Source organism: Nocardia brasiliensis IFM 10847 (assembly GCF_000710915.1).
Classification (GTDB): Bacteria; Actinomycetota; Actinomycetes; order Mycobacteriales; family Mycobacteriaceae; genus Nocardia; species Nocardia brasiliensis_A.
Window position 1 is genome coordinate 14,731 of the sequence record NZ_BAUA01000200.1, and the last position, 24,420, is coordinate 39,150.

A 24,420-nucleotide genomic window follows, 5' to 3' on the forward strand; every position below is an offset into this window, starting at 1 on the left:
CACTAGGAGTGCCCATGTCCTGGACCCATCGACGACGTTGGACCAGTGCCGTGTTGTGCGGAATCTCGCTCGCCCTGGCTGCTACCGCCTGTTCGTCGGGCAAGGAAAGTGCGTCGCCCGCCGCGGGGCCGCAGCAGCAAACGGGCGCGATCAGCCTGGTCTACGCCCAGAAGCAGGGCGACCAGGAGTACTTCATCGGCGAAGCCGAGGGCGCCAAGGCCAAGGCGAAGGAACTGGGCATCGATCTCAAGGTGGTCAACCTGGGCAACGACGCGAACAAGGCGGTCACCGAGGTCAACAACGCGATCAACCAGAAGGCCAGCGGGGTGATCGTGGTGGTCCCCGACCCGTCGGTCGGCCCGCACGTCGCCCAGCTGACCAAGACCGGCGGCGTCGCCCTGCTGACCTCCGACGACCAGGTGTGCACGACCGGGCCCGATCCGTCGAAATGCGCGAAGGACCAGTTGGTGCCCCGGGTCGGCTTCAGTGGGGCGCAGATGGGGACCGAGGTCGGCCGCCGGGCCGGGCAGGACTTCAAGAAGGCGGGCTGGAAGCCGGAGGAGACCGCGATCGTCGAGGCCTGGAAACAGGACGTGACCGTGTGCACCGACCGGGTCGAGGCGAACAAGAAGGCGTTCCGCGAGGCCGCGGGCGTCGACGTCCGAGTGATCGAGGTCGGCACCGACAACACCCCGTCGGACGCGCAGAACAAGATCTCCGCGACCGTCGCGGGCAACCGGTCGGTCAAGAACTGGATCGTCATGGGCTGCAACGACGAGAACGTCAGCAGCGGGGTCGCCGCCATCCAGAATGCCGGATACGCCGCGGACAACGTGCTCGGTGTCGGGCTCGGCGCCTACCTGGCCTGCAAGGAGTGGCGCGGTGGCAAGCCGACCGGTTTCAAGGCGGCCCTGTTCATCAACGGCAAGGACGTCGGCGCGCTGGCGGTGCAGACCATGCACGACTACCTGAAGAACGGCAAGGCCATGCCCGCCGAGGCCTTCGCCCCGACCACCATGGTCGACGCGAGCAATTGGCAGCAGGCGGGCGTCACATGCAGCTGAGCGGCCTGCGCGCCACCGGCCTCAGTAAGAGCTTCGCCGGGGTGCCCGCCCTGCGCGAGGTGAGCCTGGACTTCCCGGCCGGCGCGGTCACCGCGCTGATGGGGGAGAACGGCGCGGGCAAATCGACCCTGATCCGGATTCTCGGTGGCGATCACCGCCCGGACAGCGGCCGGCTCGAGCTCGACGGCGTGCTGCTCGATCAGGCCACCCCGGCCGCCGCGCGGGCGGCCGGGATTCGGGTGATCGGCCAGGAACCCGAGATCGTGCCGCATGTCTCGGTCGCCGAGAACGTCTACCTCGGCGCGCTACCGCGCCGGGCGGGCCGGCTGCTCGATCGGGCGGCCCTGCACGAGCGGATGCGCACCGATCTGGCCAGGCTGGGCTTCGACCGGGATCTGGATCCGAGCACGGTGGGCTCGAAACTGACTGCGGCACAGCGGCAATTGGTCGAGATCATGCGCGCGCTGACCACCGACGCCAAGGTGATCGCCTTCGACGAGCCCACCTCCTCGCTCTCGGATCACGAGACCGAATCACTGTTCGCGCTGATCGGACGGCTGCGCGAGCGCGGGCTCGCGGTGATCTACGTGTCGCACCGGATGCGCGAGATCTTCCGCCTCGCCGACCGGGTCGCGGTGCTGCGCGACGGCGCCCTGGTAGGGGTGCGCGCGACCGCGGAGACCACCGATCAGGAGATCGTCCGCATGATGGTCGGCCGGGATCTGTCCACGCTCTTCGCACGCGGTCCGACCACGCCGGGCCGGGTCGTGCTCGACGTGGACGCGGTCACCACCGACGACGTGTCCGACGTGAGCCTGCAGGTGCGGGCCGGGGAAGTGGTGGCGCTGGCCGGGCTGGTCGGCGCGGGCCGGTCCGAGCTGGCCGGTGCGCTGGCCGGGGATCTGCCGATCCACTCCGGCACGGTGCGCATCGACGGCAAGCCGGTGCGGTTGCGCCAGCCGCGCGCCGCGGTGCGGGCCGGGGTCGGCTACGCGCCGGAGGAGCGCAAGGCGCAGGCGCTGCTGCTGCATCGCGGTGTGCGCGACAACATTTCGCTCGCGATGCTGGACCGGTTGCGTCGGCTGCGGTTCGTCAAGGCGGGTGCCGAGCGCCGGCTCGCGCAGCAGTACGTGGACTCGTTGCGGGTGCGCACGCCCTCGATCGAGCAGGAGGTGCGCAAACTCTCGGGTGGCAACCAGCAGAAGGTGGTGCTGGCCCGCTGGCTCGCGCGCAAACCCAAGGTGCTGATCCTGGACGAGCCGACCCGCGGCGTCGATGTCGGCGCCAAGGCCGAGATCTACCGCATCATCGAGGAATTGGCCGAGGCGGGCGTCGCCGTGCTGGTGATCTCCTCGGAACTACCCGAAGTGCTCGGCCTCGCCGACCGGATCGTCGTCATGCAGCAGGGGCGCGTCACCGGCGAACTGGACCGCGGCGCGGCCAGTGAAGAGGCGGTGCTGGCCCTGGCCATGGCCGCGGACCTGACATCTCTAGGAAACCAATGACGGAGCAACAACTTGCAACGGCGCCGGTGGCACCGGCCACCGCCCAGGCGTCCAAGCCCAATCGCTATGCCGCGGCGCTCACCCCACGGCGCATACTGCACGCGATCGGTCCGGGAAATCTCAGCCTGATCGGCGCGCTCGCGGTCATCGTCGCGATCTTCGGCTCACTCAACGACGGCTATCTCGATCCCGCGAATCTCGCCGGAATCGGCGACGCGGTAACGGTTTTCGGCCTGCTCGCGGTGGTGCAGACGGTGGTGATCATCTGCGGCGCCCTGGACATCTCGGTGGGCTCGCAGGCCGGAGTCGCCTCGGTGCTCAGCGCGATGGCGTTCACCGCGACCTCGGGCAACGCCTTGCTCGGCATCCTGGCCGCGATCGGCATCGGGCTGGTGCTCGGGCTGGTGAACGGCGTGATCATCGTGTACGGCCGGGTGAATCCGGTGATCGCGACCCTGGCCACCTTGGCCGCGTACAAGGGTCTGGCCCAATTGATCTCGGGCGGCAAGGCGCAGGGCTTCGTGCTCGACAACGACGTCTTCATCTTCCTGGCCCGCGGCAAGATCATCGGGCTACCGGTGCCGGTGATCATCCTCGCGATCGTCGCGGTGGCGGTGCACGTGCTGCTGAAGTACACCGATATCGGCCGCAACATCTACGCGATCGGCGGCAACGACACCGCCGCAAGGCTTTCCGGCATCAATATCAACAAGTACCTGATCGCGGTGTTCGTGCTCGCCGGGGTGGTGGCCGCGATCGCGGGCATCATTCTGACCGCGCGCACCGGATCGGGCCAGCCGGTGTCGGGCAGCGAAGGGCTCGAACTCAAGGCGATCACCGCGGCGGCGCTGGGCGGCTGCGCGCTCAAGGGCGGAAAGGGCACGGTCGGCGGCACGCTGCTCGCCGTCGTCCTGCTCGGCGCGCTGGACAACGGCCTGAACGTGGTGGGCGTCAACACCTTTTGGCAGAACGTCGCGCAGGGCTCCCTGCTCGTCGCCGCCGTGGTGATCCAGCAGCGGCGCAGCGGTGAGCGCGCCGTCGGATTGCCGACCTAGCGCCCGCCGCCGAGTCGACCTCTCAGGAGTGGATCATGATCAATCTGCGCGCGCAGCCGTGCACCCCGGCGCCCGGACACCTGTGCGAAAGCCCGGTGTGGGACAGCCGGACTCAGGAATTGCTGTGGGTGGACATCCGGGGCGGGCACATCCATCGCGCGACCCTCGACCGGACGACGCTCGATCTCACGCACCGGTCGACCGTGAGTTTGGCGCCGCCGGTGAGCGCGGTGGTGCCGTGCCTGTCCGGTGCACTGCTCGCGACCACGAAGGACACCATCTATCGGATCGACCGGGGCGAGGTCAGCCGGGCCGCACGAATTCCGTTGCCGGACGACGGGAACCGCCGGCGGTTCAACGACGCGAAGGTGGATCCACGCGGGCGGCTGCTCGCGGGCACGATGTCGGAGGACGGTGTCGCGCGCAGCGCCGCGCTGTACCGGCTCGATCCCGACGGCGCGATGAGCATCCTGCGCGAGGGCATCACGATCTCCAACGGCCTCGGCTGGAGCCCCGACGGCACGACCTTCTACTACGCCGACAGCCCCACGCAGCGGGTCGACGCCTTCGACTACGACCTGGACACCGGAACATTCACCGGCAGAAGGACCTTCGCTCGATTCGAGGACGGCGACCCGGACGGGCTGACCGTCGACGCCGCGGGCTGGGTCTGGGTGGCGGTCTGGGGCGCGGGACAGGTCCGGGCCTTCGATCCGGACGGCACGCCGCGCGCGGTCGTCGACGTCGGTCCCTCCCAGGTCTCCAGCTGTGTTTTCGCCGGTCCCGATCTGGACGTGCTGGTGATCACCACCGCCGCGGAGGGGCCCGCGGTGCTCGAGCCCGACTCCGGACGGCTGTTCACCTGCGTGCCGGGTGCGATCGGCCTGCCCGGCGTCCGGTACGCCGACACCGCGCTGGTGCGTAACCATGGCTGAGCATCCCCTGGAGTTGGCGACGCCGGTCATCGCGATCCTGCGCGCACCCACGGCGCGGCGGTTCGCTGAGGTCACCGCCGTGCTGCACGAATCAGGCATCACCGCAGTGGAATTCACGCTCACCAGTGCCGGGGCACTGGACGCGATACGCGCGTGCGCGGGCTTCGCGTACCGCATCGGTGCGGGAACGGTCCGCACCGCCGCGGACGCGGCACGGGCGGTCGACGCGGGCGCCGCGTACCTGATCACCCCGATCGTGAGCGAGGAGGTGATCGCGGCGGGACTCGACCTGGGCGTCCCCGTGATCTCGGGTGCGTTCACCCCTACCGAGATCCATCGCGCGTGGACCGCGGGCAGCACCATGGTCAAGCTCTTTCCGGCTGCGTCGGGCGGGCCCGGGTATCTGCGGGCCGTCCGGGCGCCGCTGCCGGAGATTCCGTTGGTGCCCACCGGTGGCGTGGGACTCGACGAGGCGCAGGCGTATCTGGATGCCGGGGCCACGGCGCTGGGCATCGGATCACCGCTGATCGGCGACGCCTGCGTCGGTGGCGATCTGGACGCACTGCGGGAGCGCGTGTCCGTGCTACGCGCGGGGTTGTCGTGATGTGCGCGGCGGTTCGGGAGCGGAATGTCATGAGGGGCACTCTGGTAACTCTCGGCGAGGCGGTGGGGGTGGTGGCCGCGGTCGAGCCGGGGCCGCTCGCACCCGGCACGGCGCTGCGAATGGACTTCGCGGGCGCAGAGGCGACCGTCGCGATCGGCGTGAGCAGGCTTGGGCACGACAGTGTTTGGGTGGGCAGCGTCGGTGACGACGCCGTGGGCACGATGGTGCTGGACCGGCTGCGGGCCGAACGCGTCGACGTCTCCCGATGCCGGATCGATCCGGAGTTGCCGAGCGGTCTGATGGTGCGAGAACGCCGCACCGCCGACCATATCCGGGCCACCTACTACCGGCGCGGACTGGCCGGGTCGAGGCTGTCGGTCGCCCAGGTGGACACCGAACAGATCGCCGCCGCGGGCGTCCTGCATCTGACCGGGATAACACCGGCGCTGAGCGCGTGCGCGCGCGACGCGGTGCATGTGGCGCTGGACGCGGCTGTCGAAGCGGGCGTGCCGGTTTCGCTCGACATCAACTACCGCAGTGCGCTGTGGACCAGGGCGGACGCCGCCGCGGAATTGGCGAAACTGGTGCCGCACTGCGACATCGTCTTCGCCGGACTCGACGAGGCCGCGCTGCTGGTGCCCACTGCGAGCGCGTCCGCGATGGCCGAATCGCTTGCGGCACTGGGCCCCTCGCAGGTCGTACTCAAACTCGGCGGGGACGGCGCGCTGGCGCTGCACCGCGGCAGGGTGATCCGGCAGCAGGCGATCCCGGTGACCATGGTCGATCCGGTGGGCGCGGGTGACGCGTTCGTGGCCGGCTACCTCGCGGGCGTGCTGGACGGCGCATCGGTGCGGCACAACCTGCGACTGGCCGCCACCTGCGGTGCGTTCGCGGTGTCCGTGCCCGGCGACTGGGCGGGCCTGCCGTCGCGCCGGGAGCTGGACCTGCTGAGCGGCACCGACATTCAACGATGAAAGGAAGGCCTGTGAGTCGTCTGGCAGAACGCGTCGCGGTGGTCACCGGGGGCGCCTCGGGGATCGGTGCCGCCACCGCAGCGCGGTTGGCCGCCGAGGGCGCCGCCGTGGTGATCGCGGACATCGCCGAACCGGCGGGCGAGGAGGTGGCCGCGAAGATCCGTGCCGCGGGCCAGCGCGCCGAATTCGTCTGGTGCGACGTGTCGCAGGAGCAATCGTGGGTGTGGTTGCGCAATCGGGTGAACGAGCTGTTCGGACCGCTGGATGTGCTGTGCAGCAACGCATCCCGGCAGGCCACCATCCCCGCGGACGAGCTGTCCCGGCGGCAGTGGGACGACGGGCTCGCGATCAATCTGACGCCGTTGTTCCTCGGCGTGCACACCTTCATCGACGATCTGCGTGCGCGGGCCGGGAACGTGGTCGCGATCTCCAGCGTGCACGCGCAATTCGGGTTGCCCGGCTATCCGGTCTATGCCGCGGCGAAAGGTGGCCTGACCGCGTTGGTCCGGCAGCTCGCCGTCGAATACGGCGGTGCGCGAGTGCGTTTCAACGCGATACTGCCGGGGCCGGTCCTCACACCGGTGTGGGACGACGTCGACGAGGAAGGCCGCAGGCTGTCCGCCCGCGCCACCGTGCTGGACCGGCTCGGCGCGCCCGAAGAGGTCGCCGCCGCGGTGGCCTTCCTCGCCTCCGACGACGCCTCCTTCATCACCGGCGCGAACCTGGTCGTCGACGGCGGCTGGAGCGTACGAAAGGAATCCCGGTGAAGATCACCGCATTGACCACGTATCTGGTCGCACCGCGCTGGTGTTTTCTGCGCATCGATACCGACGAGGGCATCACGGGGTGGGGTGAGCCGGTGATCGAGGGGCGGGCGCACACCGTCGCCGCCGCGGTCGGCGAACTCGCCGACTATCTCGTCGGCAAGGATCCGATGACGATCGAGGCGCACTGGCAGGTACTCACCAAGGGCGGCTTCTATCGGGGCGGTCCGATCCTGTCGAGTGCGGTCGCCGGGATCGATCAGGCGCTGTGGGACATCACGGGCAAGGCGCTCGGCGTGCCGGTGTGGCAGCTGCTCGGCGGGGCGGTGCGCGATCGGATCCGGGTGTACAGCTGGATCGGCGGCGACCGGCCCGACGACGTGGCGGCGGCCGCGGTCGAACGAAAAGAGCAGGGCTTCACCGCGATCAAGATGAACGGCTCGGCCGAACTCGACGCGATCGACACCCCGCGCGCCACCACCGCCATCGTCGACCGGGTGGCCGCCGTGCGCGCGGCCACCGGCGACGAGTTCGATATCGCGGTGGACTTCCACGGCCGTTTGTCGGTCGCGATGGCGCGGCGGGTACTGCCGCTGCTGGAGCCGTATCTCCCGTTCTTCGTGGAAGAGCCGCTGGTGCCGGAGGTCAGCGATCGGATCGGCGAGATCACCGACGCGACGAGCATCCCCGTCGCCACCGGCGAACGGCTGTTCTCCCGCTGGGATTTCCGGACCGTGCTCGACCAGGGCGTCGCCGTCGTGCAACCCGATCTCTCGCACGCAGGCGGCATCTCCGAGGTCCGCCGCATCGCCGCGCTCGCCGAGAGCCGTGACGTGGCAGTGGCCCCGCATTGCCCACTCGGCCCGATCGCACTGGCCGCCAGTCTGCAGGTCGGCTTCGCCACGCCCAACCTGCTCATCCAGGAGCAGAGCCTCGGCATCCACTACAACGAGGGTTCGGACCTGCTCGACTACCTGGTCGATCCCGCCGTGTTCGCCTACCGCGACGGGTACGTGGACCTTTTGCGGGCCCCTGGCCTCGGCATCCAGGTCGACGAGACCGCCGTGGCGCGCGCCGCGGAACTGGGTCATCGCTGGCGCAATCCGATCTGGCACCGCAAGGACGGGTCGTTCGCCGAATGGTGAGGTCGGTGACCGGCTAGCTTGCGCCCCCGGCGGTCTGCGACCCGCCGCTCGGGCATGTCGAGGCGATATTGCCGACGCTCGGCTATAGGCTCCGCTCGGGTGGTGCGGCATGTCCGCGCAATCTGCCAGCAACGGACTGCCGACCGGGACCGACTCGCAGGAGGCCGCGCGTGACTTTCGGGGCATGCTTACAGCTTGGGCGCCGCGCACGCAGGACGTGCTTGCTCGGAGTGGGTGTGGCACTGGCCGTGGTCGCCGTCGCGCCACCGGCCGCAGTGGCTCAACCAGCGCCTGCGCCGTCTGCTCCGGCCGAGGCGCCGCCGGCGCCCGCGGCCGGCGATGTGAGCCTGGCGCTGTCCGATCTCGGTATGGGTACCGCCCTGACCTTCCCCGGGCAACAGTTCGAGCGCAGCATCGCGCTGCCGCTGCTGCCCGGTATGGCACCCACTGCGTTGACAGGCACGATTCAGCTACCGCCGCACGTGGCGCGTGGCACGCTCGAGGTGCACTCCGGTACGCGCCTGCTCGACCGGGTGGAGGTGCCGCAGGACCCGCGGGCCCCGGTTCGGCTTTCGCTGGCGGGGGCCGAGCAGGAGAACAACGCGATCTCGGTGACGCTCACCTCGTCGCTGGTCTCGGAACCGGGCACCTGCGTGACGGATTGGCTCGGGCGTCCGATGACGCTCTCGGACGCGGCGGTCGGCTACTTCGGCGCGGAGGCGCAACCGTCGACCGTCGCCGAATTCCTGCCGCCGGTCCTGCGGCAGTTGACCGTGTACGTCCCGGCCACGCCGTCGGAGACGGAAAGCGCCGCGGTGCTCACGCTGACGACCGCGCTGATCGCGCGCTACCACGGTCAACCGCTCGCGGTGGACGTGCGACCCGTGCAAGCCGGCGCGGCGGTCCCCGACCACGCACCGGGATTGCTGGAGCGTCAGATCGAGATCGCCGAGTCGCCCGAGGCGGGGCTGCGGGTGACCGCGGGCGCACAGCCGGTCCTGCGGATCACCGGGAACGGTTCGGCCCTCGATGACCAAATCCGTTTGCTCACCAGTGCTCTGACGAAGATCGCGATCACTTCGGGCGCGACCGCCGTCGCGCTGCCGCAGGCGCCGCAACTCGCGCCGGACTCGACGACGCTGCTCGCACTCGGCGAGACACAGCTCAGTGCGACCGCGATCGGTTCGGTGAGCGTGGATATCGGCATCGACCAGACGCGTCTCGGTCGCGCGTCCCGCGACGTTCGAATTCGCCTGCTGGGCAACTACACTCCGCTGCCCAGTACCCTGAGCGGCAATATCACCGTGACGGCGGGCAGCAGGTACGTCGACAGCTGGCCGGTGGACGCGAGCGGGCGCATCGAACGCTGGATCGATCTCCCCGACGAGGTGCTCGGCCGCTACACGACGCTGACCGTCACCTTCCATCAGACGGGGCTCACGCACGGCTGTGGCCTGGAGCAACCGGTCACCCTGACGATCGATCCCGACAGCGAGGTCACCAGCGCATCGGCCGCGCCGCCGGTACCCGGTGGCTTCGGCGCGCTGCCGCAGGCGCTGCTGCCCGGCTTCCAAGTCGGTTTGCGCACACCGGGATTCACCGACACCCTGCGCGCGGTCAAGATCCTCACCGGGTTGCAGCGGCTGACCGCGGTGCCGCTGCGGCCGGAGCTGGTCGGCTTCGACGCCGCCGCACGCGGCAAGCAGCCCGCCGTATTGATCACGGCCACCGGCGATCTGCCCGAGTCGATCCGGCTGCCGCTCAGCCAGGACGACGACACGCTGACCGTGACCGACGACAGCACCCGGGCCGCCGTGCGGATCGATCCGACGGTTCCGTTCGGGTCGCTGCAGACGACCTGGTCGGGCGGGCGCACGGTGGTGGTCGCCACCTCGACGGAGGCGCCGGAGCACCTCGACCGGGCACTGGACTGGCTGAACGCGGATTCGCGCCGCTGGTACCGGCTTTCGGGTTCGGTGCTGTTCCAGACGGGCGACCGGGAGCCGGAGTTCTTCGACCCGTCGGCGGTAGCGCCGAGCGCGACCGGCGCCTCGATCTCGAGCGATTCCGTCGCCCGGATGCTGGCGATCGCCGCGGGCGTGCTGCTGGTCGTCGGCGTGCTCGTCGCGGCGGTGGTGCTGCTGATGCTGCGTCGCCGCAGGCGCTGAGATGGCGCGCTCGGCGGGGCCCCGGCACGCGCGCGCGACGGTCGCGGGCGTGGTCCTGCGGTGGGCGCTGCTGATCGGTGTGGCCACCGCCGCCGCCTTCTGGCTCACCTGGGCCGAGTTGGTGCAGGACATCCGGGAAGGTTCCTATCTCGGCTATATCTATGTCCTGCCGGTGCTCGCGAGTTTCGCCGCGGTCGGCATCGCGCTGCGCCGCGGCCCGGAATTGCCGATCCACGATCGGCAGACCGACATCATCGTCGGACTGATCGGGCTCGGCATGAGCGCCGCCGTGCTCGGCCTGCTGGTGCCCCGCTACCGCTATCAGTACGAACTGCTGCACCTGGATGTGCTGGCCGCGTGGCTGTTCCTGATCTCAGCGTGCGTGCTGCTGTTCGGGCTGCGGCCGGTTTTCCGGTTCTGGCCCGCCTGGCTGCTGTTGCTGGCGGCCTTCCCGCCGCCGTACGCGCTGCTCATGGTCGCGCTGGGCGGCGACCGGGTCGCCGCCGGCGTCGGCACCGTGCTGCTCGCGGCCTTCGCGGCGGGCATCGGGTCGGCGCGCACCCGCACGCGTGCCGCGGTCGCCGCGGCGGGTGTGCTCGCGCTCGGCGGGGTGCTCCTCGCGGTGCTGCGGGTGTGGTTCCCGGCGGCGCCGATCCTGGCGTATCAGGCGGTGCCCTCGGTGGTCGCGGTGTTCACGGTCTGCCTCGTGATGTATGTCGACGTGCGTCGCGGCCGATCGATGAAACCGCTGGATCGGCAGCTGGAGCCGCTCACGGCGGCCCAGTCGCGCAGTGCCGCACTGACCGTGGTGATCGTCGCGGTGCTGCTCGCCATCATCCCGCTGCCCGCCGACTACGACCGGAGCTTTCCCCGGGTGCCGGGTCTGGTGATCGCCCGTCCGGACTCAGCGCCGCCCGGTTGGCAACTTCTGAAAGAGCAGGAATACCCCTGGGCGCGAAGGTATCTCGGACAGGACGCGGTGTTCACCCGCAGGATGATCCGGGCCGAACGGGGTAATCCCGACTGGGACAAGGAATCCCGGCGCCGCCGGGTGGCGATCGACACGGTGCGTTCCAGCGACGGCGACGCGATCGACCGCTACCCGGAGTTCGTGCTCTATCGGCTGGTGCAGCCGCGGATCAGCCCGCCGGCGCTGATCGACCTCGGGCACGGCATCACCGCGCGCCTCAACACCGTGCTCGACGACCGCAGGCTGCTGAGCTGGACCTGGTTGAGCTGGAACTGGAGTGGCGAGGGCGGCGCGGAACGGATCAGCCTGATCGCGGCCGACAACCACCTGCCGGAAGCGGAGTTCCCGGTGCCGCAACGCTCGATCACGGCGAACTTCGACAATTTGATGAACCAGTTCCTGCGGGGCAACGCCATCGTCCTGGACTCGCAATCCAGTTCGGTGGCAGCCGATTCCGAGCACAAGGACCGGGAGATGCTGACGACACTCGCCCAGAACATCGTGCGCGCCAGGACCGAGCAGTCGTGACGGCCGCACTCGATCCCGAATCCGAGCCGTTCAAGGCCCGTGCGCTGCATTCGGCGGTGCACGGGTTGCGGGAGTCCGATCCACTGGCCTCGGCGTCGGTCGCATTCCTGCCGTGGCAGCGCAACACGCTGCTGTGCGCGCTGCTCGTGGTCCTGGGCTGTGCGGCGGTGTTTCCGCTGCAAACGTTGACCGTGCTCGTCGCGGTGTGCACGCTCGGCTATCTGGCGGTGCTGGGCGATCGCATCCTGATCTTCGCGCGCGGCATGGACCGCGACGCCATCATGACCGTGGACGACGACCGCGCCCGCGCGCTCGCCGACGCCGAACTGCCGCCCTACACCATCCTGGTTCCGGCATATGGTGAGCCGGAGGTGGTGGGCGATCTCATCGGCGCGCTGAGCGCCATCGACTATCCACGCGACCGTCTCCAGGTGTTGTTGCTGCTGGAGGAGGACGACGGGCCGACCATCGACGCGGCGCGCGCCGCCGGAATAGGTGCGGGCGGGCACGAACACATCACCGTGGTGCTGGTCCCGGCGGCCGATCCGCGCACCAAACCCAAGGCGTGCAACTACGGGCTGCACCGCGCCACCGGCGATATCGTCACGATCTACGACGCCGAGGACATCCCCGATCCGCTCCAATTGCGCAGGGTGGTCGCGGCTTTCGCAGAACTGCCGCCGTCGGTGGTCTGCATCCAGGCCAAGCTCGCGTTCCACAACGCCAAGCAGAATCTGCTCACCGCCTGGTTCACCATGGACTACGGGCTGTGGTTCGGGTTCCTGTTGCCCGGGTTGATGCGCAGCCGCGCGCCGATTCCGTTGGGTGGCACCTCGAATCACTTCAATCGCGAGGTGGTGACCGCGATCGGCGCCTGGGATCCGTACAACGTCACCGAGGATGCCGACCTGGGCGTGCGCATCGCCGCCTCGGGATACTCGACCGCGGTCATCGATTCGGTCACGCTGGAGGAGGCCAATCCCGATCCGATCAACTGGGTCCGGCAACGGTCGCGCTGGTACAAGGGTTACCTGCAGAGCTGGCTGGTGCACACCCGGCGGCCGATCCGGTTGTGGCGCAGCATCGGTACGGTCAGCTTCGTCCGGTTCACCCTGATCCTCGCGGGCACGCCGATCATCGCCTGCCTGAATCTGGTGTTCTGGTTCATCAGCATCGCCTGGATCCTCGGACAGCCCACCGTGATCGGCAAGCTGTTCCCCGCCGTCGTCTATTTCCCCGCCTTGATCGCGCTGGTGATCGGGAACGCCGCGACGATCTACATGAATCTGCTGGCCTGCCGGGAGAACAACCGCCCCGACCTGCTGGTGGCCTGCCTCACCTCGCCGCTGTACTGGCTGCTGATGAGCATCGCCGCGACCAAGGGGTGCTGGCAGCTGCTGCGCAATCCGTCCTACTGGGAGAAGACTTTTCACGGCCTCGGCACGTCGTCGGAGGCGGCGAAATGACCGCCGGACGGGTGCGTGCACCAGTCGTGATCTTCGGCGCGGCCACGCTGCTCTACCTGGTCACCGGCACCTGGTTGACCGCAGGCCGCGGCTTCCTGATGGGCGATGCGCTGAGCCGGGTCTCGGCGACCCAGGCGGCCCTGTTCAGTCGAGATCCGCACCTGTCCGCCATCGGCTTCGTCTTCACACCGCTGACGTCGCTGGCCCAGCTGCCGATGGTCGCGTTCGAACCGCTGCTACCGGCGATCACCACCTGGGGACTGTCCGGCGTGCTGATGTCGGCACTGTTCATGGGCGGCGCCGCCGCCATGATTTACGGCATCGGTGCCGACCGGGCCGCGCCGCTGTGGCTGACCCTCTGCGTCACAGCGCTTTTCACGCTGAACCCGATGATCGTGTTCTACGGTGGCAACGGCATGAGCGAGGCCCCGTTCCTGTTCTGCCTGTGCTGGGCGGTGCGCAGGCTGATGCGCTGGGTGCACACCGACGGCGCGCACGATCTCACCGCCTGCGGTATCGCGCTCGGCCTCGCCTACCTGACCCGTTACGACGCGGTCGCCCCCGCGGCCGCCGCGGCCCTGCTCGTCGGTGTGCTGAGTGGCCGGCGCAGGCGCGGCACCGAGCACCGATGGTCCGGTGTCGCAATGGATCTGGTGGTACTACTCGCCCCGATCACGCTGGCGTTCATGGTGTGGGCGGGGACGAGCTGGTTGATCACCGGCCAGGCGTTTCAACAGTTCACCTCGCAGTACGGCAACACCGCCATCCTCGCCCAGTCGGGCGCCACGTCGGCTGCGGAAAAGACCGCGGCGCTGCACTATTCGATCGCCTCGGTGCTGGTCCTCGGTCCCGCGCTGCCGTTGCTGCTGCCGCTCGCCTGCGCGCTCGCGGCGCGCAGACGGGATCTGGCGGTGGCCGTCGCGATCCTGCTGTGCGGCGCGGTGCTCGCCTTCCAGACGATGAGCTACCTGTCCGGGTCGACGTTCGCGTTCCTGCGCTTCTATGTGGCCGCCATCCCGTTGGCCGCAGTGCTCGCCCTGTGTATCGCACCGGCACGCGATCGGCCGCCGAGCCACCGTCCGGGCGCGCACGCCCTCGCCCTGCCACCGCGGCGCAACGCGCCGGTGGCGGCGTTGGTCGCAACCGTGGTGCTGCTGGGGGCGGGACTGCCGGTGACCGTCGCGGGGATGAACAACCACGACCTCGCGGTGCAGGAGTACGCCCTCGGGGCCGTCGTGTTTCCGCAGCGGGACAATGCTTCCCCGCGCTACGCCGACAAACGCCGGATCGCCGCGACCTTCGGCACCGGACGCAAGGTCGCCGAGTACCTCGATGCGATGAACCTGCCGCGCGGGTCGGTGCTGATGGACACCGTCTACGGGTTCTCGGTGGTGATCGCCTCGGCGCGCCCGGACCAGTTCGTGGTGCCCTCGGATCGGGATTTCGTGCGGGTGCTCAACCGGCCCGCCGAACGCGGTGTGCGGTACATCCTCGCGGTGCCCGCCACGGGGCGCGGCGTATCGGACGCGGTCAACCGGCGTTATCCGACGCTCTACGAGAACGGCGCGGAGATCGCCACGTTGACCCTGGAGGTGCCCAACGATGGTGCGGGCGAGCCCGATTGGCGGTTGTACCGGGTGCTGGGCGCGTCCTGAACGGGCTCAGCCGACGGTGATCCGCTCGGCGATCAGCGACCAGAGCGGATCGTCGGGGCCGACGTCGAAGGTGCACTGCTCGGGCCGGGGGTCGGGCACGAACGCCCAGACCAGCGCACCCGCCGAGCCCGCGGCGCGCTGGCCCGCCATGCTCGTCGCGATGCTGTCACGACGGGCCGACAGGCTACGGCAGGATCCCGCGTGCTCGCCGATCTCGGCCACCAGCAACGGTTTTCCGAGTTCTCGCGCCTGCCGCAGCCTGGTCGCCAGCCCGTCGCGCTGGTCGCCCGGCAGCACGACGTCGTCGTCGGAGTAGTCGTGGTACTCCAGCACATCGATCTGCGGCGACATCCCGACATCCGCGTATTCGGTACCGGCCGTGCCGCATTGGCCGCCGCCGATGAAGCCGGCGAAGATCAGGCGCTGCGGGTCGAGGGAGCGGATCACCGCGCCGGAATCGTCCATGAACCGGCGTAACACCAGCGCGGCGTCGCGCGGACAGCTGCGGGCCCGTTCGGAGCAGTTGCCCGCCCCGCACATGCTCGGCTCCGGCTCGCCGACGACCTCCCAGCCCGCGACCACCGGCGAACTGCGCCACCGGTGCACGGCGGTGGTGATCCATTCGCGAGTGCTGAGCACGTTGCGCCCGGGTATCGGCGTCGTCTCGGTCCAGCCGCGCACATACCAGCTGCGCTGCTTGAACGTCTGGTCGTCACAGTCACCGTTCTGCGGTACGAGCACCGGCAGGAGCAGCTGACCATGCCGCTGGGCCGCCGCGAACACCGCGTCGGCGGCCGAAAAGTCCAGTCGCCCCGTCGATTTGCTGACGGCGAGGGCCTGGAAGATGCCGACCCGGGTCAGTGCGTTCGGCGGCAGCTTGCCGAAATAGTCGTCGAGATCGACCTGTGCGCCACATCCGATATTGATCGCCCAATTGGTGGCCAGCTGCGGGGCGTTGAAACCGGCGGGCCACCAGGGCTGTCCGCGCAGCAGCAGGGTACTGCCGTCGCGGCCGACCACCGCCTCGGCCGGCGGTGCGCTCACCATCGATTCGGTGGACGGTGTCAACGGGACGGATTCCGGGCCGCGTTCGGCGCAGCCGGTGAGCGCGGTGCCGAGCAGCAGCGCCGCGAGGAAGCGAGCGGTTGTCATGGCGGGTCCGCGCCCGCGGTCGGGTCCCACTCGGCCATTCCACCACAGCGCCCGCGACCCCGGCCGCACCCCGCATGCGGCCGCGCGTCGCCGTGCTGGTCCTCAGCTGCGGATCAGGGCGGCCAGGGTGCGCACCAAATGGTCGATGTCCTGGGTGGTGTTGTAGCCGTGCGGCGAGACGCGCAACCCGCCCGCCCGGGCGGAGACGGCGATGCCTTCGGCTTGTAAGCGACTGGCCAGCAAGGGGATCGGGGCTCCGTCGAGATGTACCGAGACGATCCCGGAGCGGCCCTCGGGGCAACGATCGGTCAGCACCGTCGCGCCGATCGAGGTGAGTTCCGCACACGCCTGCTCGCACAGCTGATCGACGTGCGCCCAAATGGCGGCAATGCCCGCGTCGAGCAGCAGATCGATCGAGGCGCCCAGCGCGGCGATGCCGGTGACATTGGGCATGCCGCCTTCCAATCGTCGTGCGGTGTCGTCGAATACCAGCTCGAGGTTGTCCCAGTCCTCCCGATGCGCGACCGAATTCCAGCCCGGTTCCAGAGGACGCAGCAACTCCAGCCGGGAACCGCGGACGTACAGCACGCCGCTGCCCTCCGGACCGAGCAGCCATTTGTGCCCGTCCGCCATAGCGAAATCGACGCCCCAGCGTGCCAGTTCGGCCGGGATCACGCCGAGGCCCTGGATCACGTCCGCGCACAGCAGAGTTCCGGCCGCTTCGCATATCCGGCCCAGTTCGGCCAGGTCGACGCGCCAGCCGCGACCGAACTGCACCCAGCTGGTGACGACGAGTTTCGGCGGCGGTCCCGCCTGGATGCGTTCGGCGAACGCCTCGATCGGGAGTTTCCCGCCCGGTCCCACGGGCCGGACCCGATCCACCACCACGCCGCGATCGGCCAGCGCGAGCCAGGGATACAGGGTGGACGGGAATTCCAGATCCGGCACGACCACCCGGTCACCGGGCGACCAGTCGAGTCCGTTGGCGATCATGCCGAGCCCGGTCGTGGTGTTCTTCACGAACGCGACGTCGGTCCGTGGTACTCCCAGCAGCCGCGCCGCCGCCGACCGTACCCGTTCGATCTCCGCACTGTGCGCCGCGTAGGTGAATTCGCCGTCCAGGGACACCTCGGTCGCACGCCGGTGCATCGCGTCGACCGACGGCTGTGGGAGCGGGCAGATGCCCGCGTGATTGAGGTAGGTCCACCGCTGTGTCGCCGGAAAGTGGGCACGCGCAAGAGGAGTGCCGACGTCTGCTGCGAATGATCCGGTCATCGCTTACCCTCCGATAAAGTGGACGTGATGTCCATTTATGGCAGCCTACGGCTAAGTGGTCAGCGTGTCCACATATCTCGGGCGGCTTTCGGCACAGTGCACAACGGAGGTGCGGTCGCGCTGGTGCGCCAGCCATTGCGGGAACGATCCCAGGATCGCAGCATGGTTGCCGGGCGGCCGAGCGCCGGCCCGACGTGTTACGCGAGGATCTGCCGACCGGCGAGGGAGCGATGACCGTATGACCATCGATCGACACAGCACCGAGCGCAGAACCGTGACGAGAGGCGGTGTGGTCGCACTGCTTTCGGCCGTCGCGCTCGCCGTGCCGACGCTCGCCGCCGCGCGCGAACCCGCGCCGGACGCCACCATCACCTGCGACGACCACGTGACATCCGAAAGTTCCTTCTACAACGGTCCACGTGCCTCGGACACCTACGACGAGCACTTCGCGGGCAGTCATACCGTGCCCGATCTCGATACCCACGTCCCGCAGGGCCTGGCCACTTGGTCGCGCTGGAACGGCACCGACGACCTGCTGCTGATCACCGCATACGCGCCGAAGAGCCAGGACGATGCCTACATCATCGGCCTCGACGCGAAGACGGGCCGCCGAGTCGGCGCCGCGCGGATCGACGCGACCCATGCGGGCGGTATCGCGGTTTTCGAGCAGCAGGGCTGGGCGTATGTGTCCGGCAGTCAGGGCAAGCGGGTCCGGAAGTACTCGTTGGGCCGGTTGCGTGCTGCGATCAGCAATTCGGCCCAGCTGGCGCAGGTGGGGGACGACATCGTCGTCGACGGTGGGTCTTCATTCCTCGGCAAGTACGGCGACTCGTTGTGGACCGGGCAGTTCGAGACCGATACCAGGGGAGCGATGTATTCCTACCGGGTCGGCCCGAACGGGGAGCTGACGGGTCGGGAGGGTCCGTGGGAGGTGCCCAAGAAGACGCAGGGTCTGGCCGTCACCGACGATCTGTTCCTGTACAGCACGTCCTATGGCCGGCCCAATCGCAGCAATATCTATGTGGTCCGGCGCGGCGCCGGCGACCGCATGCTCGATACCGCGCGCCTGTCGTGCTTCCGGGCGCCGAGTATGTCGGAGGGTATGTCGGTCTACGGCGGTGCGGCCTACGTCGTGTACGAGTCCGGTGCCGCGTACTACCGTAGCGATCCGAAGAACAAGCCGCGCAACATCATCGAGCATCTGCACCGCGGCGCGCTGTCGAAACTGGGCGAGTTGCCGCCGAAATGAGCGGCGCCACGGCGGATCGTCCGCCATGGCGCCGCCGTCCTACGACGATCAGGCGGGGGTGAGCCGGCCCATCGAATGGATCTCGTTCACGTCGCTACCCGTGATGAAAGACCATGGAGCGGTGAAGAACCCGTTGGCGCCCCAGTTCGAACCCCAGGAGTTCTCGATCGTCACGCCTTTGGCGTCGTAGCCCACGATGGTGACCTCGTGTCCGCCGAGAATTCGCTCGCTGCGCGACGGATTGTAATTGCTGTTGGCGGCATCCAGGCTTTCGAAGCTTTCCCTGACCTCGAAGCCGAACGGCACCGGCAGGCCCGCGGCGATCGCGCTCTTGATGTTCGCGACGATATCGCCCTTGGTGAGGTCTTTGGCGCCGGACAGCTTGTAGTGCGCGGCATTCGCGCGCTCGGCCGCGTCGGGCTGGGTCGTATAGTCGAAATCGCCCTGCCAATAGTCGGATTTGGTGTCTATGCCCTGTTGCTGCTCCAGCGGCAACGCGACACCGGCGTAGGTGCCTTCGTCATCGCCCTTCGCGATCTGCGAATAGATGAACATCGGCGCCATCGGGCTGCCGGCGATCTGCTGTTCGTGCATCAGGATGCCGTACCCGGTGTAACCGGTCGCCCAGGTGACGCACGAGCCGACCGGCCCCTGATCGCCAGGCGGTAATGCATACTGCCGCAAAGAATACGAGGCGGGCGGCGCTCCGATCGCGCCCACCTGGACCGGCAGGGCCAGGCCCACGGTGGTGTCCCGGCTGAGGCTGTCGCGGGCAGCGGTCCGATCGAGACCGAACGCGTGATGGGCGATTTCGGGTTTCTCCGGCTCCGCGTGCGCGAGGGCGGGCAGGGCGAGACTGATCCCCACTGCGCAGACGACCGCAGTGGATAAGCGCGATTTTTGCAAGGTTCCTCCAGCCGAATAAATGGACGGGAAGCGTCGAACGGGTAGGGGAGTGCGTGATCGACCGCTTCCAGATGGAACTAGCAGCGAACTGAACACGGAGTGTTTCACGTCGTTCGCGCGGCGGCAACGTATAACTCACTGTGATTCATTTAAGGAACCGTTAACGGTAATGTCTCGCAAGTAAATTCAGGCAACTCGCCCAAAATTGCCGCCGCTGCCGGCGAACATATTGCGGCCGGAAATGGGAATGTGTAGCGTGCCAGTACATTTCCGCCGGGAAGTGGCAGGGGGATTCGGAAGGACGAGCTGTGGCATCGAAATGGAAACTGCTGTGCGGTCCGGCCGCTCTGTGCCTGGCGCTCACGGTGCACGGATCCGCGACCGCCGATCCGGACCGGTCCGAATGGGCCGCGGGACGTTCCTACGGCTTGGTGGTGACGCCCGGCCTGCCGCCGGTACCGGAACCGCGCTCGGCCGTCTTCGGCGCCCAGACCCTGCCGTATCTGCAGCAGACGCAGACTGCGGCGCAGTGGTGCTGGGCCGCCGACGGCTCGTCCATCGCGACGTACCTGCACAGGCCGATCAGTCAAAGTCAGTACTGCGCACTGGTGCACGGTGCCGACGCCGCCGGCAGCTGCCCTGATCAGCAGGCCTCGCTCGAGGAGATCGCGGCCGCGTTCCGGAAGATCGGCTTCGGCGCGGCCGTCGGCGCGCCGCTGTCGATGACGAAGGTGGTCGACGAGATCTCGGCCAACCGGCCGATTCTCACCGGTATCGCGTGGGCGGCCGGCGGCGGACACGCCCAGGTCATCTACGGCTTCGACGTGGACGCGGGCACCATTACCTACGGCGATCCTTGGCCGAGCTCGCGCCGCAGCGTCACCCAGGCCATCGATTCGTATACCCAGAACGCGGATTGGGTGTGGTTCGGCGAGGACTACGGCATCGCGGCCCGATGAACGGCCGGCGCGTCGCGATCATGATGGCGGCAGGTCTGGTTCTGGCTGGCTGCGCGAATCATGCGGCACCGGCGAAGAATTGGGTGAACGAGCCGGACCCGGCGGCGATCGACCGAGCGATCGACGCACCGGCGGCGCAGCGCCTCGCGGGCTCGTTCCTGCGCTCGCAGGACCCCGCCGCAGACGGTGCGACGGTGCGACTGCAGCGGGTCGGCGCACCGGTCGTGGTGTACGCGACCGACCCGCGCGCCGACCGGGCCGACGATCTCGAACAGGCCGGTATCGAGTCGTATATCGCTGTGCCGGTGCGGATTCCCGGCCGCGATGCCGACACCGTGCAGCTGGAGCCGCGCCCGCCGTATCGGCCCCGCGCCATGGCGACCGGGGTGGAGGAAACGAACCTGCCGCGGCCCGCCGAGGCCCGGCTTCTGCTCGACTATCCGACCCACACGTGGTTCGCGTGGACGCCTAAGAAGGCCACGGTGCTGTCCTCCGGGGCGCTACCGGGCTTGGTGGGTAGGGAATTCGACGCCGCGGCATTACGCGCCGACTTCGGGCGCAGAGTTCCGTAGCGGCCGCCGCCCGCGGGACCGCGGGGGTGGGTGCCGGGCAATCCCTCAGCAATGAAGCTTGTTCCTGGGACAGTCGTGTCGGAATTCGGTCACCCTTGAGGGGTGGAGCGCGAACAGTACCCGACGGCCACCTCGGCCGACGCCGTGGCCGCGCGGCAGAGCGCGGCAGCGCACCGGTCCGCCGGGGGGACCTGGTTCGACCGCATAGTGCCGCGGTTGGAGGAGATGGCGCACGAAGTGTGCGATCAGCAAGCGGCCCAGCAGATCCGCGAGATCAAGCGCCGCCACACCGGCACCCTGTTCCCCGACGACCTCGAGGCGTGTACCGGTGCCGACCTCGCGCAGTTGCGGGCCGTGCTCGGCGCGGTCCGCACCGAGCTCGAGGAGGACGAGCCGATCGAGCCGGTCGAGCCGCCCGACTGACCGGCCGCCCCAGAGCTTGACTCTGACGCAGGGTCAACGCCGCAGGCTGGTCGGCATGAACATCGAACACTGGACGGTACCCAACGGCGTAGTCACGCTCTCCGTGTCGCGCGGTGGTCATGGGCGCCCTCTGGTCCTGTGTCCCGGGCTGCTGACGACCCGGCGCGAACTGGGAGAGTTGATCGCGTTGCTGCGGCAGGAGTACGACGTGGTGAGCTTCGACCTGCGCGGCCACGGCGCGAGTTCGCCCGGCGCGCGGTACACGTTCGAGGCCTTCCTCGGCGATCTCGTCGCGGTACTGGCCCACCTGCCGGATCGTGGTCTGGCGTCGCCGGTGCTGGTGGGGTATTCGCTGGGCGCTGACCTGGCCGTGCATTACGCCGCCCGGTACCCCGGTGCCGTCGCCGAGCTCGTCCTCGTCGACGGGGCGAATCCGCTGCCGGAACCGTTCATCGGACCGGCCGATCTGGCGGAATTCCGTGCCATGGCAGCGGATTCGGTGTCTGGATCGGTGCTGCTCACCGCCACAGAGGTCTTCGACCTGAACCTCGAGATCGATATGATCCGCGCCGATATTCTCGACCGCTACCGCGCGATCGACTGCCCGATCAGCATGATCATGTCGACCACGATCGCGGGCGAGACCGGTGTGCGCCGCGCCGCGCGCCACAATCGGCTGTGGCGGGCCGGGATCGAGCGACTCCTGCGCGCCCGGCCGGATATCGCCGTGTCCTGGCTGGACGCGGATCATCGCCTGGTCCGCACCCATCCCGCGGATATCGCCCGGCTCATCCGGAACACGGCGGCGACTGGATGACGCGATGCGCCGGGACCGGGAGACTGGTCCGATGCTGACCATCGGCGAACTGGCCGCGCACGCGGGCGTCACGGTGCGCGCGGTGCGGCACTATCACGCGAAAGGATTGTTGCCGGAACCGGTTCGCGACCAGTCCGGCTATCGGCGCTACGACGCGGCCGCCGTGATCGCGCTGATCAAGATCCGGACTCTCGCCGAGGCCGGGGTGCCGCTGGCGCGCGTCGCGGAGCTGATGCAGGCCGGTCCCGCGGCGTTCGCCGAAGCCATCGCGCAGGTCGACGCGCGGTTGCGCGCGGAGATCCGGGAGCGCGAACGGCATCGGCGCCAGATCGCCCGCCTCGTCGCCGGGGACGGTTTGGCGCTGCCCGCCGAGGTGGTCGAGTACCTCGACCGATTGCGGGCGCTGGGCGTGGACGAGCGGATCGTCGCGGTCGAACGAGACGGGTGGATTCCGCTGGCGGCGCAGGCGCCGGAGCGAATTGCGGAGTGGTTGGCGCGCAAGCAGGTACAGCTCGACGCCCCGGAGTTCTTGGACTTCTACCTGACTTTGGGCCGGGCTCTCGACGTGACCGACGACCAGGGCCTGGTCGAATCGGCCGACGAAATGGCGGGATACCTCGCCCGGATCGCGGATACGCAGGGCCCGGCGCATGTCGACGACCTCGATATCGCGCCCGGCTTGGCCGAGCTGCTGGACGCCTTCGCCTTCGCGGCCGCGCCGCCTGCGCGGCGGCTGGTCGAATTGCTCCGGGAGCGCGGCTGGACCGGGTGGACCAAGGTCGGCCGGGTCGATCCGCCCGCTCACCCCGCCTGACGCCGCAGGCGCGCCGCCAGCCACAGTACGACGCCGTACCCGAAGGCCGCGTCCGCGCCGGAAACCAAAGCGGCTGTGGGAAAGACGATGGCATGTCGCAAACCCGCGTCGGACAGGGCGCGAATACGGCTCAGAATCTCTGGGGGAGTGCCGATCATGAGCCACTCGTGCAGTACCTCGTCGGGTACCTCCGCGATCGCCGCCCGCACCTCGGCTCTGGTCAGCTGGTGCGGCATCAGATCGAGGAGCCCGCGGAAGCCCTCGCCGAACGGATGTTTCGCGCCGCAGCTCGCCCACACGGCGTCCGGCGCGAGCAAGCCGAGATAGCGAACCGCAGGTGCGCGCAGCAGCCGCCGGAGTCCCGAATGAGTTCGCGCGGTGAGCATTTGGATCATCTGTGCGGGGACGATCGCGTCCGGGTCGCGGCCGGCGGCCCGGGCGGCGGTGTGCACCAGTCGCAGTCTTCGCTCGTATTCCGGCGGGGACTGGGTCTCCCACGGATACCAGCCGTCGGCGTATCGTCCGGTCAGCTCGAGCATCCGGGGGCCGTGCGCGCCGATCCAGATCTGTGGCATCCGGCCCGGCGGCGGCTTCAGATCCATTGGGGCCCGGTCGATTCGGTAGTACTTCCCGGTGAACTCGAGCGGTTCGGCCGAGGTGAGTGCCGCGCGGATCACCTGCAGTGCCTCCTCGAGGCGGTCGACCGGGCGATTCCAGGTGAACCCGTACGGGTCGAGGTTTTCCCGCTCGCCCGAGCCGATGCCGAGAATGGGCGGGGCCTTGGTCATGTGCGCGAGTGTGGCGAACGTCTGTGCCAGCAGTACCGGATGCCGGCGATGCGGGTCCACCACGCCGACGCCCAACTGCACCCGCCCGGCCCCGGCCGCCAGATGTGCCAGCAGCGGAGCGTAATCGAACTGCTCGTCCGGGCTGGCGATCGTCTTGGCCTGCGGGGTGAAGTCGGTATCCCAGATGGCGCGCGGGAAGATGCTGATCAGATGATCCGGGGTCAGTACCGAATCGAGCTTGCCCAGCCGGGCCATCCGCACCACGAAGCGCCCGGCGCTCAGCGGCGGATTGACCCCGGCCATCGTGCCCACTGCGAACGATCGTGCCTTCGACACCGGCGCCCCCTCTCGACCAGCATGCCCGCGCCGAGCATTCCCCCGATTATCCCGACCGGCGTCGGCCCCGTCCCGGGATTGCGCGGGTTACCGAGGTCGTGCAGCCACCCGCGGGGGTGAACGGGTAGGTGAGTTGGGCGAGGTAGTCGACCGGGTAGTCGGGTTTGGCGGCCATGCCGAGGTGGGTGCTGGTGAAGCGGCGGTCCGGGTCGTAGGAGAAGGTGCGGAACAGGTGGTCCCACAGCAGGGTGAACAGGCCGAAGTTGACGTCACCGATACCGGCCCACTTCAGATGG

Annotated in this window: 22 protein-coding genes and 1 pseudogene; 18 read left to right on the forward strand and 5 right to left on the reverse strand. The window is 69.0% G+C overall.

All coding sequences use genetic code 11. The annotated features are described in order from the left end of the window. Positions 1–14 precede the first annotated feature (14 nt). The 12 genes from NBRGI_RS39615 to NBRGI_RS39670 all read left to right on the forward strand — a co-directional run bounded on the left by NBRGI_RS39615 (position 15) and on the right by NBRGI_RS39670 (position 14,833). A complete protein-coding gene (locus NBRGI_RS39615; RefSeq protein ID WP_029902935.1) occupies positions 15–1,064 on the forward strand; it encodes a substrate-binding domain-containing protein in 1,050 nt (349 codons plus the stop codon). Then, positions 1,055–2,569: a sugar ABC transporter ATP-binding protein gene (locus NBRGI_RS45765; protein WP_029902936.1), complete on the forward strand. Its 1,515-nt coding sequence runs from the start codon at positions 1,055–1,057 to the stop codon at positions 2,567–2,569. The genes NBRGI_RS39615 and NBRGI_RS45765 overlap by 10 nt, the downstream gene beginning before the upstream one ends. Beyond that, positions 2,566–3,624 (forward strand): ABC transporter permease, encoded by a 1,059-nt coding sequence (locus NBRGI_RS39625; RefSeq protein WP_051728391.1) that lies wholly within the window; start codon positions 2,566–2,568, stop codon positions 3,622–3,624. The genes NBRGI_RS45765 and NBRGI_RS39625 overlap by 4 nt, the downstream gene beginning before the upstream one ends. Positions 3,625–3,659: 35 nt before the next feature. Continuing rightward, the gene (locus tag NBRGI_RS39630; protein WP_029902938.1) at positions 3,660–4,559 is read left to right on the forward strand and encodes an SMP-30/gluconolactonase/LRE family protein; all 900 of its coding nucleotides are present in this window, start codon (positions 3,660–3,662) and stop codon (positions 4,557–4,559) included. Continuing rightward, positions 4,552–5,163, forward strand: coding sequence for a bifunctional 4-hydroxy-2-oxoglutarate aldolase/2-dehydro-3-deoxy-phosphogluconate aldolase (locus tag NBRGI_RS39635; protein ID WP_029902939.1), 612 nt, complete (start codon positions 4,552–4,554; stop codon positions 5,161–5,163). The genes NBRGI_RS39630 and NBRGI_RS39635 overlap by 8 nt, the downstream gene beginning before the upstream one ends. A 29-nt stretch (positions 5,164–5,192) precedes the next feature. Continuing rightward, complete coding sequence (locus NBRGI_RS39640; protein ID WP_036562546.1) at positions 5,193–6,137, forward strand: sugar kinase; 945 nt, start codon at positions 5,193–5,195, stop codon at positions 6,135–6,137. An 11-nt stretch (positions 6,138–6,148) separates the two neighbouring features. Beyond that, positions 6,149–6,904 (forward strand): SDR family NAD(P)-dependent oxidoreductase, encoded by a 756-nt coding sequence (locus tag NBRGI_RS39645; protein WP_200882288.1) that lies wholly within the window; start codon positions 6,149–6,151, stop codon positions 6,902–6,904. Next, positions 6,901–8,046, forward strand: a complete 1,146-nt coding sequence (dgoD, locus tag NBRGI_RS39650) for a galactonate dehydratase (protein ID WP_029902942.1) — start codon at positions 6,901–6,903, stop codon at positions 8,044–8,046. The genes NBRGI_RS39645 and dgoD overlap by 4 nt, the downstream gene beginning before the upstream one ends. A 236-nt stretch (positions 8,047–8,282) precedes the next feature. After that, positions 8,283–10,214: a hypothetical protein gene (locus NBRGI_RS39655; protein WP_148311141.1), complete on the forward strand. Its 1,932-nt coding sequence runs from the start codon at positions 8,283–8,285 to the stop codon at positions 10,212–10,214. Between the two features lies 1 nt (position 10,215). Beyond that, on the forward strand, positions 10,216–11,712 hold the full coding sequence (locus NBRGI_RS39660; RefSeq protein ID WP_051728392.1) for an exosortase/archaeosortase family protein: 1,497 nt from the start codon (positions 10,216–10,218) through the stop codon (positions 11,710–11,712). Then, positions 11,709–13,178 carry a glycosyltransferase gene (locus tag NBRGI_RS39665; protein WP_029902945.1) on the forward strand — a complete coding sequence of 490 codons (1,470 nt, stop codon included), beginning with the start codon at positions 11,709–11,711 and terminating at the stop codon, positions 13,176–13,178. Before NBRGI_RS39660 ends, NBRGI_RS39665 begins: the two co-directional genes overlap by 4 nt. Continuing rightward, positions 13,175–14,833, forward strand: coding sequence for a glycosyltransferase family 39 protein (locus NBRGI_RS39670; protein ID WP_029902946.1), 1,659 nt, complete (start codon positions 13,175–13,177; stop codon positions 14,831–14,833). Before NBRGI_RS39665 ends, NBRGI_RS39670 begins: the two co-directional genes overlap by 4 nt. A 6-nt stretch (positions 14,834–14,839) precedes the next feature. Here the strand turns inward: NBRGI_RS39670 and NBRGI_RS39675 are convergent, their stop codons facing one another. After that, complete coding sequence (locus NBRGI_RS39675; protein ID WP_029902947.1) at positions 14,840–15,985, reverse strand: beta-mannosidase; 1,146 nt, start codon at positions 15,983–15,985, stop codon at positions 14,840–14,842. Positions 15,986–16,087: 102 nt separating this feature from the next. After that, positions 16,088–17,260, reverse strand: coding sequence for an aminotransferase class V-fold PLP-dependent enzyme (locus tag NBRGI_RS39680; protein ID WP_029902948.1), 1,173 nt, complete (start codon positions 17,258–17,260; stop codon positions 16,088–16,090). A 238-nt stretch (positions 17,261–17,498) separates the two neighbouring features. Here NBRGI_RS39680 and NBRGI_RS39685 point away from each other — a divergent pair, with 238 nt between their 5' ends. After that, complete coding sequence (locus NBRGI_RS39685; protein ID WP_029902949.1) at positions 17,499–18,509, forward strand: hypothetical protein; 1,011 nt, start codon at positions 17,499–17,501, stop codon at positions 18,507–18,509. Positions 18,510–18,557: 48 nt separating this feature from the next. Here the strand turns inward: NBRGI_RS39685 and NBRGI_RS39690 are convergent, their stop codons facing one another. Next, a complete protein-coding gene (locus NBRGI_RS39690) occupies positions 18,558–19,376 on the reverse strand; it encodes a C1 family peptidase (protein ID WP_200882289.1) in 819 nt (272 codons plus the stop codon). Between the two features lie 347 nt (positions 19,377–19,723). Here NBRGI_RS39690 and NBRGI_RS44695 point away from each other — a divergent pair, with 347 nt between their 5' ends. From NBRGI_RS44695 to NBRGI_RS39715, 5 genes are all read left to right on the forward strand, one after another. Beyond that, on the forward strand, positions 19,724–20,374 hold the full coding sequence (locus tag NBRGI_RS44695) for a papain-like cysteine protease family protein (protein ID WP_051728393.1): 651 nt from the start codon (positions 19,724–19,726) through the stop codon (positions 20,372–20,374). 83 nt (positions 20,375–20,457) lie between these two features. Further along, on the forward strand, positions 20,458–20,946 hold the full coding sequence (locus tag NBRGI_RS39700; protein WP_148311142.1) for a hypothetical protein: 489 nt from the start codon (positions 20,458–20,460) through the stop codon (positions 20,944–20,946). A 102-nt stretch (positions 20,947–21,048) separates the two neighbouring features. Continuing rightward, complete coding sequence (locus NBRGI_RS39705) at positions 21,049–21,369, forward strand: hypothetical protein (protein ID WP_029902953.1); 321 nt, start codon at positions 21,049–21,051, stop codon at positions 21,367–21,369. 55 nt (positions 21,370–21,424) lie between these two features. Next, positions 21,425–22,186 (forward strand): alpha/beta fold hydrolase, encoded by a 762-nt coding sequence (locus NBRGI_RS39710; RefSeq protein WP_029902954.1) that lies wholly within the window; start codon positions 21,425–21,427, stop codon positions 22,184–22,186. Between the two features lie 31 nt (positions 22,187–22,217). Beyond that, positions 22,218–23,000, forward strand: coding sequence for a MerR family transcriptional regulator (locus NBRGI_RS39715; RefSeq protein ID WP_029902957.1), 783 nt, complete (start codon positions 22,218–22,220; stop codon positions 22,998–23,000). Here NBRGI_RS39715 and NBRGI_RS39720 read toward each other — a convergent pair. Together NBRGI_RS39720 and NBRGI_RS39725 are read right to left on the reverse strand one after the other, a co-directional pair. Beyond that, the gene (locus NBRGI_RS39720; RefSeq protein WP_148311143.1) at positions 22,988–24,124 is read right to left on the reverse strand and encodes an LLM class flavin-dependent oxidoreductase; all 1,137 of its coding nucleotides are present in this window, start codon (positions 24,122–24,124) and stop codon (positions 22,988–22,990) included. The two genes, NBRGI_RS39715 and NBRGI_RS39720, sit on opposite strands and share 13 nt — an antisense overlap. Positions 24,125–24,170: 46 nt before the next feature. After that, positions 24,171–24,420 (reverse strand): annotated as a pseudogene (locus tag NBRGI_RS39725) (sterol desaturase family protein); the annotation flags it as partial.